The following is a 12766-nucleotide window of genomic DNA, read 5'->3' as shown; positions in this document are numbered from 1 at the left end:
CCTGTCGTCGGGCCGGTCACGGGGCCGGTCACGAGGCCGGTCACGGGGCCGGTCACAGGGCCGGTCACAGGGCCCCCAGCGACGGCACGCGCAGCCGCTCGACGGCCAGCATCACACCGGCGGTGGCCGCGGCCAGCACCACGGAGGCGGCCAGGGCCATGCCGTAGTTCATCGCCCCGGGGCTGCCGATGAGGCGGTAGATGACCACCGGCAGGGTCGGGGACTCCTCGCGCGCGAGGAAGGACGTGGCCCCGAACTCCCCCAGCGACACCGCGAAGGCGAAGCCGGCGGCGGCCAGCAGGGGGCGCCACACCACCGGCAGGTCGACGGTGAGCACGGTGCGCCAGGCCCCGGCGCCCAGCGAGGCGGCCGCCTGGCGCTGCCGGTCGTCGACGCCGCCGAGCACGGGGGCGATCGTGCGCACCACCAGCGGCAGCGCCACCAGCGCCTGGGCCACCGGCACCAGCAGCGGGGAGTCGCGCAGGTCGAGCGGCGGGGAGTCGAGGGTGATGAGGAAGCCGAAGCCGAGCGTCACCGCCGAGACGCCCAGGGGCAGCATGAAGAAGCCGTCGAGGGCCGCACGCACCCGCCGCTCGGCCCGCCCGCGGGAGCCCCGGGTGACCACGACGGCCACCAGCAGGCCCAGGGTCAGCGACATCCAGGTCGCGTCGACCGCGGTGCGCAGCGAGGTGAGCAGCGCGTCGGTCACCGGCACCAGCAGGGCGCCGCCCTCGCCGGGGGTGCGCAGGGCGCGGTAGTTGCCCAGGCTCCAGGCGTCGTCGACGCGCAGCGAGCCGCTCACCAGCACGGCCACGGGCGCGGCGACCACCACGAGCAGCAGCGCGGTGGCGCCCAGCTGGGGGAGGTCGCCGCGGCGGGGGCGGCGCGGGCGGGGCACGACGCGCGCCAGCGTCGGATCGGGCACCGCCCGCAGCCGCGCGGCCACCAGCAGCAGCGCGGTGACCGCCACGAGCTGGAGGATCGACAGGGCCGCGGCCGCCTGGAGGTCGAGCAGGTTGGTGGTGAGCAGGTAGATCTCGGTCTCCACCGAGGAGTAGCGCAGCCCGCCCAGGGTCAGCACGACGCCGAAGGCGGTGGCGCAGAAGAGGAAGACCACGCTGGCCGACGACACGATCGCCGGGCGCAGCGCCGGCAGCGTCACGGTGCGCAGCACCTGCAGCGGGCTCGCACCCAGCGCCGCGGCCGCCTCGCCCGGGCGCGGGTCGAGCGACTCCCACGCCGCGCCCACGCCGCGGATGACCACGGCGACGTTGAAGAAGACCAGGCCCGCCACGATCGCCACCGGGCTGCCGTCGAGGCCGAGGAAGGCCAGCGGGCCCGCCTCGCCCAGCAGCTGGCGGAAGGCGATGCCGACGACCACGGTCGGCAGCACGAAGGGCACGAGCAGAGCGGCGCGCACCACCCGGCGCAGCGGGAAGTCGAGGCGGTGCAGGGCGAAGGCGGCCGGCAGGCCCAGCAGCACCGACAGCGCCGTGGCCACCGTCGCCGACCAGACGGTGAACCACAGCACCCGGTGCACCCGCTCGCGGCCCAGCACCTCGAGCACGGCACCCGGGTCGAGCACGCCGTCGACGACGAAGCCGCGTGCCAGCATGCCGCTCACCGGCAGCACGAAGAAGACCGCCAGCACCGCCACCGGCAGCGCCGCGAGCGCCAGCAGGGTCAGCGCCCGCCTCACCGGGTGACGACGTCCGTCCACTCCTGCAGCCACGTGGCGCGCTCGGTGGCGATCTCGGCGGGGTCGACCTCGTAGGGGTCGGTGGGGCGCGCGGCGTGCCGCGCCCAGTCGGTCGGCAGCTCGGTGCCCTCGACGACCGGGAAGACGTACATCGACTCCGGCAGCGCGGCCTGCACCTCCGGCCCGGTCATGAAGCGCACCAGCGCCTCGGCCCCGGCCACGTTCTCCGCGCCCGCCAGGACCCCGACGTACTCGACCTGCTGGAAGCAGGTGTCGAGCAGCGCCCGGGTGGTCGACGAGCCGTCGTCGGCGAGGGTGAAGGCCGGGGAGGAGTCGTAGGAGACGACGACCGGGCGGTCGCCGGAGCCGCCGCCCTGGGTGAAGTCGGTCTGGTAGGCGTCCGACCAGCCGTCGACGAGCTTGGCGCCGTTGTCCATGAGGTCGGCCCAGTAGTCGGGCCAGTCCTCGCCGTACTCCGCGATCGTGGCCAGCAGGAAGGCCAGGCCCGGGGAGCTGGTCGTGGCCCCGGGCACCACGAGCAGGTCGCGGTAGGCGGGGTCGGTGAGGTCGTCGAGCGAGGCCGGCGGCTCGAGGTCGCGCTCGGCGAACCACGTCTCGTCGACGTTGACGCACACGTTGCCGTTGTCGACCGCGGTCAGCGCCCCGTCGTCGTCGCCGGGCACCGCGTAGTCGGAGACCCCGGCGGGGGTCTCGAAGGAGTAGGGGGCGAAGACGCCCTCCTCCAGGGCGCGGGAGGCGAAGGTGTTGTCCACGCCGAAGGCCACGTCGCCGGTCGGGGAGTCCTTGGTCAGGACCAGCTTGTTGGTCAGGCTGCCGGCGTCACCGGAGGCGCGGACCACGAGGTCGTAGCCCGACTGCCGCTCGAAGGCACGCTCGACCTTCGTGGGCAGGAAGAACGACTCGTGGGTGACCAGCACGACCTCGCTGCCGTCGCCGGTGGCCCCCTCGGTGCCGCCGGCGTCGGTGGAGGAGGGGCCCGCACCGCCCGCGTCACCGGCGGTCGGGTCGTCGTCGCCGGTGCCGACCAGTGAGCAGGCCGGGGTGAGGCCGAGGACCACCGCGGTGGTCAGGACGGTGAGTGCGCGCGCACGCCTCATGTGGACTCCCTTCGCCGGTGCTAACCGGAGCAGGTTCGGAGGGTCTGCGGTACGACGCGACTCGTCGTCCGCACTCTCAGCACGCCACCGGTGGCCGGTCGTGCTCCCCTGTCTTCTGCGGCCAGTGTAGGTCGCCGGCCGCTCCGGCACGGTCGGCCGCCGGGCCGTGGCCACCCGGCGCCCGCCCGGTGGGTGCGGCTGGCGGGGTCTGAGAGGCTTCCGGCGTGCCGAGCCTCCGCCACCAGCTCCTCGCGACCCTCATCCCCCGACTGCGCCGGGCCGGCGAGCTGAGCTCGCTGCCCGAGGAGCGCGAGCGCGTGCTCGAGGGGCAGGCACGCCGCGCGCCCGGGCTGGCGACGGGGCTGGTGCCCGGCTTCGCGCGGCGCTTCACCCTGGTCACCGACTCCTCCGCCGGCTTCGACGTGCACGTGCTCGCCCCACGCGGGGTCGAGCCCGAGCGGACCCTGGTGTGGATGCACGGCGGCGCCTACGTCGCCGGCATCGACCCCTTCCACGTGCGCTACGCCGCCGCGCTCGCCCGCCGGCTCGGGGTGCGGGTGGTGCTGCCCGACTACCCGCTGGCCCCGGGCAGCACCTGGGCCGACTCCCACGACCGGCTCGTCGACGTCGTCGCGCGCGCCTGCGCCCACGGCCCGGTGCTGCTGGGCGGCGACTCCGCCGGCGGCGGCATCGCGCTGGCCGTGGCCCAGAGCGTGCGCGACCGCGGTCTCGACCCGGCGGGGTCGCTGGAGCGGCTGCTGCTGCTCTCGCCCTGGGTCGACCTCACCACCTCCACGCCCGCGACGCGGTGGTTCGCGGCGCGCGACCCGTGGCTCTTCGAGTCCAAGCTGCACGCCTACGCCGCGTGGTGGGCCGGCTCCCCCGACGACCTGGCCCGCCCCGAGGTCTCCCCGGCGCTGGGCGACCTCGCCGGCCTGCCGCCGGCGCTCGTGCTCTGCGGCACGCGCGACCTGCTCGTCCCCGGCGTACGGCTGCTGGCGCGGCGGGCCGCCGAGGCCGGGTGGGACCTCACCTACGTCGAGGAGCCCGACCTCATCCACGTCTACCCGATCCTGCCGCTCATCCCCGAGGCACGTCGGGCCCGGCGCACCGTCGAGGCCTTCCTGCGGGGGTCGGCCCGGTGAGCGGCCCGGTGGGCCGTTCGGCGGGCGGTTCGGCGGGCGGCCCGGTGGTGTGGTCGAGCGACTTCGCGGGGCTCGCGCCCGCGGTCGCCTACGCCGTGTGGCGGCTGCGGCAGGAGGTCTTCGTGGTCGAGCAGGCCTGCCCCTACCCCGACCTCGACGGCCGTGACACCGAGCCCGGCACCCGCCACGTCGTGCTCCCCGACCCCGAGCGACCCGACGAGGTGCCGGTGCTGGGCTACGCCCGGGTGCTCGACGACGGCGACACGTGGCGTATCGGCCGGGTCGTGCTGCATCCCGCGGGGCGCGGGCGAGGGCTCAGCGGTGCGCTGATGGAGGCGTGCGTGGCGCTGTGCGACGGGGTCGGGACCGGGGCCGAGACCGGGAGCGCGGTGCGCCGTGACGTCGTGCTCGACGCCCAGGCGCCGCTGGCGGGCTGGTACGCCGGCTTCGGCTTCGCCGTCGACGGGCCGGAGTTCCTGGAGGACGGCATCCCCCACGTACCGATGCGGCGGCGCGGCTGAGAGGTCCCGGCGTGGCCTGCGGGGGTGGTGGGGGCCGCGGAGGTTTCGAGACGGTCGCTGGCGCTCCCTCCTCGACCACCGGGGGCGGGGCGGGGCGGTCGCCGGCGGGGTCGGGCGGGCGTAGGGTCCGAGACGTGCTGCGACGACTCGGACTCTCCCTGGCCACCCTCGCCCTCGCCTCGACCGGGGTGGTGGCGCTCGCGCCCCCGGCGGCGTACGCGGCCCAGGCCGGCAGCGAGGCCGGTGCGGGCGGCGACACGCTCTTCCCGCGGCAGGGCGACGCGCGCTACCAGGTCCGGTCCTACGACGTGTCGCTCGACTACACGCCCGTGACCAACCGGCTCACCGCCACGACGCGGATCGTCGCCGTCGCGGCGCGCGACCTGGGCCGCTTCGACCTCGACCTCGAGGGTCTCGACGTGTCACGCGTGCTGGTCGACGGCGAGCAGGCCGCCTTCTCGCGCGACGGCCACGAGCTCACGGTGCGCCCCGACGGCGGGCTCGACCGGGGGCGCTTCACGGTGCGCGTCGACTACGCCGGGGAGCCGCAGGAGCACATCGACCCCGACGGGTCCACCGAGGGCTGGGTCCGCACGGCCGACGGCGCCACCGCCCTGGGCGAGCCGGTCGGCACGATGACCTGGATCCCCTCCAACAACACCCCCGGCGACAAGGCGCGCTACACCTTCCGCCTCACCGTGCCCACCGGCTACGAGGCCACCGCCAACGGCGTGCTCGTCTCCCGGCGCGACGAGGGCCTCACCACCACGTGGACCTGGCGGGCCGACGACCCGATGGCGACCTACCTGGCCATGGTCTCGATCGGGCAGTTCGACGTCTTCGAGTCGCAGACCGAGTCGGTCGACGGCCGCACGATCCCGATCTGGTCCTTCACCGACGTGACCGGCGGCGACGCCGCTGCGGCGCGGCGGCTGCTGCCGAAGGTGATCGCCTTCCAGGAGAGGCTCTTCGGCCCCTACCCCTTCGACGCCGCCGGGCTGGTCGTCGACGACGCCGACGTGGGCTACGCGCTGGAGACCCAGACCCGTCCGTTCTACCCCTCGGTCGGGGCCGCCGACGGCGCGCTCGTCCACGAGACCGCGCACCAGTGGTTCGGCGACTCCGTGACCCTGGTCGACTGGCACGACATCTGGCTGGCCGAGGGCTTCGCGACCTACGCCGAGTGGCTCTGGGACGCCCGCCACGGCGGTGACACCGCTCAGGAGCACTTCGACGACCTGTACGCCACCCCGGCCTCGGGTGCCCTGTGGCGCCCGGCGCCCACCGAGTTCACCGACGCCGCCGACCTCTTCGGCAGCCCGGTCTACAACCGCGGGGCGATGACGCTGCACGCGCTGCGCAAGGAGGTCGGCGGCGACGACTTCTTCCGAATCGTGCGGCTGTGGGCGCAGCGCAACGAGGACGGCAGCGTGCGCACCGCGCAGCTCGTGCGGCTCGCGGAGCGGGTCTCCGGTCGCGAGCTGTCGCCGCTCTTCCGCACCTGGCTGGAGAAGGCGGGCAAGCCGGCCGGTTACTGACCGCTGGGCTCGGAGTCGCTGGGTCCGGAGTCGCTGGGCTCGGGGTCGCTGGGCTCGGGGTCGCTGAGCCCGGGGTCGCTGGGTCCGGGGTCGCTGGGTCCGGGGTCGCTGGGTCCGGGGCCGCTGGGTCCGGGGCCGCTGGGTCCGGGGTCGCTGGGTCCGGGGTCGTGGGACTGTTGGTCGGTGGGCCCGGGCCCGGGGTAGCCGGCCTGGCCGGGGGCCGCGGGTCGGCGTGGCTCGCGGACCGGCCCGTGCTGGCGCAGGAGCGCGATGGTGGCCCAGCCGAGGGCGTCGATCGCCCGCTGCGGCGACCACGGTTCCTGCCGGTCGCAGAGCGCGACCCGGAGCCCGTCGACCAGACCCTGGAGCACGTCGAGGGCGACCTCGTCGTCGAGGCCGGTCAGGTGTCGGATCCAGTGGCGCTCCTGGGTCCGGGCCTGCGCGACCGCCGCGGCGAGGGCGTCGTCGGCCCGGGCGAGCTCGCAGAGGGCCAGCCACACCCTGACCGCGCGGTGGCCCTCCTCACCAAGGGGCAGCAGCGTCGCGAGGGGACCGTCGCCCCGGCCCCTGCCGCCGAGGTCGCTGGTCGCTCGCACACCGGCCCAGGCCCGGACGCACATCAGCTGCATCAGCCGCTCCCGTCCGCCGAGGTGGTGCAGCACGGTGCTCGGGCTGAGGTCGGCCTCGGCCGCGATCCGGCGCAGCGACAGGGCCTCCACCCCGTCACGCGTCACCAGCCGCGACACGGCGGCCGCGAGCTCCTCGACGCGGTAGGTGGTGTCGAGGATCCGGGGCACGACGTCATCCCAACACGGTCTGACGCAGCGCGTCGCCGGCTCTCCACAGGCCCCGGTCGCCACCGGCCGCCTCTCCACAGACCGGTTCACCGCCGGCTGCCCCTCGCGGCCGCCGGTCGCTCGTCGGCAGTCCGCGGTGAGCGTCCGCGGGTTGAACGAACGTTCGATCAACCCGCGAGCAACTCCCCCGCGAAGCCGGAGCGACAAGCGGCACCGACCAGCAGCGAGCCCAAGGGCGGAGCGCTCCGGTCATGCCGAGACGTTGAACGAACGTTCGATCAACCCACGAGCGACTCCCCCGAAGCCGGAGCGACCGGCCGCACCGACCAGCAGCGAGCCCAAGGGCGGAGCGCTCCGGTCCTGCCGAGACGTTGAACGAACATTCGATCAACCCACGAGCGACTCCTCCGAAGCCGGAGCGACCAGGCACGCTCGGTCGGCAGCAGGCGCGGGCCGGGCGGGCCTGCGGCGGTGGGAGCGCGGCGGTGGGAGCGCGTCGGTGAGGATCCGCGGACGGAGCGAACGACCCACCACCACTGAAGCCGGCCCCGGCGAGCCGGGCCGACGGACGCGCCAGTCAGCGACGGACGCGAGCCGAGCGCGAGGACCCCGCGGTCATGACCGGGATGGGACGAGCGTTCGACCACGCCCAGGGCACGTCTCAGGGAGCGACTCGTGAGCTCCGGTCACCCGTCGCCGATGCCTGCCGCGGGGCCGAGCACGGTGACTGCTCCGCGCGCGAGGCATCGACTCAGCGGGTCTCTCCCCCGCGGTCGAGCTGCACGTGGTCGGCGTGCCAGCTCGTCGCCGGCTTGGCCCGGGTGTCGCCGCAGGACCCGAGGCGGGGCGCCACCGTGGACGACAGGTGGACGGTCGCCACGAACGCACCCGCGGGGTCGACGACCCGCAGCACGGCCTGCTGTCCCTCTGCCTGTCCCTCTGCCTGTCCCTCTGCCTCTCCCTCTGCCTGCCCCGCTGCCTGCCGCCCCTCTGCGTGCACCTCGGCACGCGGCGGCGGGAGCGCCTCGAGGCTGACCGCGAGCGGCACGTCGTGGGCCAGCCCGAGCCGCTCGCGCACCGCCAGCTCGGCGACCTGCTCGGGCGCGGACCGCCCGGCGCTCCCCCGTACGCGCCCGGGCGGGAGCGCACCGGCCACGACGGCCTCGGCCACCGCCACGGCGTCGTCGGCGCCGACCCGGCCGAGGGCCAGTCCGCTGGGGAGGGCCAGCAGGGTCCCGGAGAAGCGGTGGCCGCCGAGGTGGGTGGTCTCCCAGGTGCCCTCGGGCCAGCGGGCGGCCAGCGCCGCGGCGACCGGGCGACCGAGCTCGGCGCAGCACAGGTCCCGCGAGCCGTTGGTGCACACCAGCCACAGCGGCTCCGCGTCGTCGCGGTGGGGCAGCAGCCCGGAACCCTCGGGGTCGTGGGGGTCGACCCCGGTGACGGCGTCGGCCGAGGGCAGCGTGGCCGACCAGAGCCGCGGTGCCTCCCCGTCGTCGAGGTGGGCCACGACCACCCGGGCCGGTGTGACCTCGCCGGGCAGCGGCGTACGGGCGCCGGGGCGACGGAGCAGCTGGACGCGCACGTCGCGCAGACCGGCGAGGTGGGCGCGGGCGGACTCGGGCAGGCGCGACTCGCGGAGCGCCTTGCGCCCCCACGGCCCGGGCTGCTCGAGGAAGAGCCAGCGACGGTCGGTGGGTGCGGTGCCGGCGAGCGGCTCGTCGTCGGCGAGGCTGGCGGCGGCGCAGCGGAGGTCCACCGGCCCATCAGACCACGCCGTGTGGCTCGGGCCTCGGGACGGCCGTGAGCTCGGACCCGGCACCGGGCGCGGGGCCGAGCGCGGGCCGAGCGCGGAGCCGAGCGGGGGGGCCGGGCGCAGGGCCTGACCGGGGTCCGGGGCGCCCGCTCACACCACCTGCCGACCACCGACCCAGACCGCCTGCACGAGCGGCACCCCGGGCCGGTAGGCCAAGTGCACGTGGCTCGGCGCGTCGAGCACGACCAGGTCGGCGCGGGCCCCGACGGTGAGCCGTCCGACGTCGTCGCGGTCGAGCGCGGCCGCCCCGACCGCCGTGGCCGCGTGCACGGCCTCGCCCGCGGTGAGGCCCATCTCGCGCACGGCCAGGGCGATGCAGAAGGCCATGCTGCTGGTGAAGCTGGAGCCGGGGTTGCAGTCGCTGGCCAGCGCCACCCGCACGCCGGCATCGAGCAGCCTGCGGGCGTCGGGGTAGGGCTGCCGCGTGGAGAACTCCACGCCCGGCAGCAGGGTCGCGACCGTGGCCGTCTCGCGCAGCGCGTCGACGTCGGCGTCGGTGAGGTAGGTGCAGTGGTCGACGGCGCTCAGACCGAGCTCGGCGGCCAGCAGCACCCCGGGCCCGGGCCCGAGCTGGTTGGCGTGCAGGCGCCCCCGCAGCCCGACCGCCGCTCCCGCAGCGAGCACCGCGCGGGCCTGGTCGGCGTCGAAGGCGCCGGTCTCGCAGAAGACGTCGATCCACCGGGCGTGGGGCGCGGCGGCCTCCAGCATCGGCCCGGTGACGAGGTCGACGTAGGCCGCCGGGTCGTCGGCGAGCTCGGCGGGCACGACGTGGGCCCCCAGGTACGTCGTCTCCTCGGTGAACTGGCGCGCCACCGCGAGCGAGCGCGCCTCGTCGCGCACGGTCAGGCCGTAGCCGCTCTTGGTCTCCAGCGTCGTCGTGCCCTGCCGACGCATCTCCGCGACCAGGCGCGCCACCGTGGCAGTCAGCTGCTCGTCGGTGGCGGCGCGGGTCGCGGCGACCGTGGTGCGGATGCCGCCGGCGGCGTAGGGACGCCCGGCCATCCGTGCCTCGAACTCCGCGGCCCGGTCGCCGGCGTGCACCAGGTGGGAGTGGGAGTCGACGAAGCCCGGCAGCACGGCCCGCCCGCCGAGGTCCACGCGCAGGTCGGCCGTCGGCGCCGACGCCGCCGGCCCCACCCACGCGACCCGTCCGCGCTTGACCAGCAGCGCCGCGTCGTGGCGCAGCCCGAGCAGGTCGTCGTCCTCGGGGTCGTTGGTCACCAGCTCCCCGATGCCGGTCAGCAGGGTGGTCGGCCCGGCGGCCCCGCCCGCACCGGACGGGCCGGGCGGGCCGGACGGGATGGATGGGGTAGGGCCGGGCGGGGTGGGGCCGGGCGGGGTGGGGCCGGGCGGGGTGAGGGGGGTGTGCGGGCCACCGGTCACGGCAGGACCTCCTGGATCGCGGCGGCCAGGGCGGCGCCGAGGGGCTGGTCGGGGGCCGGGGCCGCGGGGCCGACGACCCAGCGACCGTCGACCATGACGGCGAGGACGTCGGCGGCGCTCGCGGCGAAGACGGCGGTGTGCTCGTCGTAGCCGGTGCCGGCGGTGCGCGGGGAGGTCGTGTCGAGCACGACCAGGTCGGCCCGGGCGCCGACCTCGAGGCGTCCGGCGTCGGGGAAGCCGAGCCCGGCGTGGTCGGTGCCGGCCGCGAGGAGCTCGCCCGCGCTCCAGTGACCGCGGCGGCGCGAGGTCAGCCGCTCGTCGAGCTCCAGGGCGCGCATCTCCTCCCAGGGGTCGACCACGGCGTGGCTGTCGCTGCCCAGCGAGAGGACCGCTCCCGCGTCGGCGAGACGGCGCGCGGGGCCGACGCCGTCGCCGAGGTCGCGCTCGGTGGTCGGGCAGAGGCAGACGCGCGTGCCGGAGCCGCCGAGGAGGTCGACGTCGGCGTCGGTGAGGTGGGTGGCGTGGACCGCGGTGGTCCGGGGGCCGAGCGCGCCGGCGTCGGCGAGCAGGCGGGTCGGGGTGACGCCGTGGGCGGCGAGGCAGGCGGCGTTCTCGGCCGGCTGCTCGGAGAGGTGCACGTGCAGCGGGCCGCTGGCGGCCGCGGCCACCACCGTCGGCAGGTCGACCCGGGGCACCGCCCTCACCGAGTGGATCGCCGCGCCCACGACGACGTCGTCGCTCCCGTGCAGCCGCTCGACCAGCGCGGCGCGCCGCTCGGCCCAGGCCTGCGCGGAGCCGTCGCTGCACCGCCGCTGCACACCCTCGACCGGGGCGCCGAAGCCGCTGCTGAGGTAGCAGGTGTCGAGCAGGGTCAGCCGCAGTCCGACCGCGCGGGCGGCCTCGACGAGGGCGAGCTCCATCGCGTGGTCGGGGTAGGGCGTGCCGTCGGGCCGGTGGTGGAGGTAGTGGAACTCCCCGAGGGTCGTCACGCCCGAGGCGACGATCTCCCCGAGGACGGCCCGGGCGAGGCGGTGGTAGGAGTCGGGGTCCAGGCGCGCGGCGACGGCGTACATCTGCTCGCGCCAGGTCCAGAACGTGCCCCGGCCGCGCTGGGTGCGCCCCCGCAGCGCGCGGTGGAAGGCGTGGCTGTGGGCGTTGGCCTGCCCCGGCACGACCAGGCCGTCGAGCACCACCGCCTCGCGCCCCTCGCGCCCCTCGCGCCCTTCGCCCACCGCGCCCCCCGGCTCCACGCGCGTGAAGCGACCGTCGGCCACCTCCACCAGGACGTCGTCGCGGGTGGCGCCGCCGACCCACGCCCGCCGCAGCACGTACGCCGCGGTGGCCGCGCCGGCCCCGGCGCCGGCCGGGCGGGCGGCTCCCCGGGGCGAGCCGCCGGTCGCGGGGCCGGTCGAGGGGCCGGTCGAGGGGCCGGTGACAGGTCCGCTCACCGCGCCAGCACCTCGAGCGCGTCGGCCAGCGCCTCGACGCCGGCGAGGCAGTCGGCGACCTCGGCGTGCTCGGCCGGGGAGTGCGAGACGCCGGTGGGGTTGCGCACGAAGAGCATGGCCGTCGGCACGCCGGCCGCGGCGAGCACGCCCGCGTCGTGGCCGGCCTGCGTGTCGAGCACCGGCCAGCCGCGCCCGACCGCGTCGAGGACCCCGACCAGCGCCGGGTCGAAGCCCACCGCTCCCGAGACCGACTCGGGGTGCACCGCCAGCGAGGTGCCGTCGCGCTCGGCGCGGGCGACGCCCTGGGCGGTGATCGCGGCGACCAGCGCCTCCAGCTCGGGCTCGCTCGCGGCCCGGGCGTCGAGCCAGGCGCCGACCTTGGAGGCGATGACGTTGGTCGACCCCGGGGTCACCTCGACCCGCCCGATCGTGGCGCGGGCCCCGGCCAGCCGCGCCTGCTTGTGGGCCGCGAGCGCGATCATCGCGAAGGTCAGCACCGGGTCGGCGCGGTCCTCCATGCGGGTCGTGCCGGCGTGGTCGGCGCGGCCCTCGAGGTCGAGCCGCCAGCGCCCGTGCGGCCAGATGCCGCGAGCCGCGCCCACCGGCGCGTCGAGGTCGACCAGTGCCCGGCCCTGCTCGACGTGCAGCTCGACGAAGGTGCCGACGCCCTCGAGCAGCCCGGTCCCCGGCCCTGTGCCCGATCCTCCGCGCGACCCCACGCCCGACCCGGCGCCCGACCCTGCGCCCGGCCCCTCCTCGAGCCCTTGCCCCAGCCCGGCCGCCTCCAGCGCGTCGGGCAGCCGCACGCCGTCGGGGTCGACGAGCTCGCGCAGGTCGGCCCACGCCGCCCTGCCGGTGGCCCACCGCGAGCCCAGGCAGGCTCGCCCGAAGCGCGAGCCCTCCTCCTCCGCGAACACCGACACCCCGACCGGACGGCCGGGCCGCACGCCCCGCTCGCGCAGCCGGTCCAGCGCGGCCAGGGCCGAGACGACGCCGAGCGGACCGTCGTAGGCCCCGCCGTCGTCGACGGAGTCGAGGTGCGAGCCGGTCAGCACCCCCGGACCGCTCGCCCCCTCCGGGCGCCACCACGCCACGACGCTGCCCAGCCCGTCGACCCGTACGTCGAGCCCGCGGCCCGCGCACTGCTCCAGGAACCACGCGCGCAGCTCGCGCTCGGCGCCGTCCCACGGCCGCCGGTGGTAGCCGCCGGTGCGCGCCGAGCGGCCGACGGGCGCGAGGTCGCGCCACATCGCCTCGAAGTCCGGGCGACGGCCGGCGGGCCGCTCAGCGGGGGTGTCGGGCAC

At 76.6% G+C, this 12766-nt stretch carries 10 protein-coding genes and 1 riboswitch; of the genes, 3 read left to right on the top strand and 7 right to left on the bottom strand.

Translation table 11 applies throughout. The annotated features are described in order from the left end of the window. Positions 1 to 64 precede the first annotated feature (64 nt). A complete protein-coding gene (locus tag LPA27_RS04015; protein ID WP_056905448.1) occupies positions 65 to 1699 on the bottom strand; it encodes an ABC transporter permease in 1635 nt (544 codons plus the stop codon). Next, positions 1696 to 2817, bottom strand: a complete 1122-nt coding sequence (locus tag LPA27_RS04010) for a thiamine ABC transporter substrate-binding protein (protein ID WP_228941594.1) — start codon at positions 2815 to 2817, stop codon at positions 1696 to 1698. The genes LPA27_RS04015 and LPA27_RS04010 overlap by 4 nt, the downstream gene beginning before the upstream one ends. Beyond that, a riboswitch (TPP riboswitch) is annotated at positions 2807 to 2937 on the bottom strand. Its footprint overlaps the gene before it by 11 nt. A gap of 104 nt (positions 2938 to 3041) precedes the next feature. Here LPA27_RS04010 and LPA27_RS04005 point away from each other — a divergent pair. The 3 genes from LPA27_RS04005 to LPA27_RS03995 all read left to right on the top strand — a co-directional run bounded on the left by LPA27_RS04005 (position 3042) and on the right by LPA27_RS03995 (position 6021). Beyond that, positions 3042 to 3962, top strand: a complete 921-nt coding sequence (locus LPA27_RS04005) for an alpha/beta hydrolase (protein ID WP_228941593.1) — start codon at positions 3042 to 3044, stop codon at positions 3960 to 3962. Beyond that, positions 3959 to 4483 (top strand): GNAT family N-acetyltransferase, encoded by a 525-nt coding sequence (locus LPA27_RS04000; protein WP_228941592.1) that lies wholly within the window; start codon positions 3959 to 3961, stop codon positions 4481 to 4483. The genes LPA27_RS04005 and LPA27_RS04000 overlap by 4 nt, the downstream gene beginning before the upstream one ends. Before the next feature lie 134 nt (positions 4484 to 4617). After that, positions 4618 to 6021: a M1 family metallopeptidase gene (locus LPA27_RS03995; RefSeq protein ID WP_228941591.1), complete on the top strand. Its 1404-nt coding sequence runs from the start codon at positions 4618 to 4620 to the stop codon at positions 6019 to 6021. Here the strand turns inward: LPA27_RS03995 and LPA27_RS03990 are convergent. From LPA27_RS03990 to LPA27_RS03970, 5 genes are all read right to left on the bottom strand, one after another. Next, positions 6015 to 6818 carry a TetR family transcriptional regulator C-terminal domain-containing protein gene (locus LPA27_RS03990; protein WP_228941590.1) on the bottom strand — a complete coding sequence of 268 codons (804 nt, stop codon included), beginning with the start codon at positions 6816 to 6818 and terminating at the stop codon, positions 6015 to 6017. The two genes, LPA27_RS03995 and LPA27_RS03990, sit on opposite strands and share 7 nt — an antisense overlap. A 751-nt stretch (positions 6819 to 7569) precedes the next feature. After that, entirely contained in the window at positions 7570 to 8574 is a 1005-nt protein-coding gene (locus LPA27_RS03985; protein ID WP_228941589.1) for a sucrase ferredoxin, read from the bottom strand. 147 nt (positions 8575 to 8721) lie between these two features. Beyond that, positions 8722 to 9876, bottom strand: a complete 1155-nt coding sequence (gene hutI / locus LPA27_RS03980; protein ID WP_416383227.1) for an imidazolonepropionase — start codon at positions 9874 to 9876, stop codon at positions 8722 to 8724. 134 nt (positions 9877 to 10010) lie between these two features. Next, positions 10011 to 11462, bottom strand: coding sequence for a formimidoylglutamate deiminase (locus LPA27_RS03975; protein ID WP_228941587.1), 1452 nt, complete (start codon positions 11460 to 11462; stop codon positions 10011 to 10013). Then, entirely contained in the window at positions 11459 to 12766 is a 1308-nt protein-coding gene (locus LPA27_RS03970; RefSeq protein WP_324251237.1) for an allantoate amidohydrolase, read from the bottom strand. The genes LPA27_RS03975 and LPA27_RS03970 overlap by 4 nt, the downstream gene beginning before the upstream one ends.

Origin of the sequence: Nocardioides sp. Leaf374 (genome assembly GCF_916862475.1) — a bacterium.
Classification (GTDB): Bacteria; Actinomycetota; Actinomycetes; order Propionibacteriales; family Nocardioidaceae; genus Nocardioides; species Nocardioides kribbensis.
The sequence above is the reverse complement of the archived record's forward strand: the minus strand, read 5'-3'. Positions and strand labels throughout refer to the sequence as shown.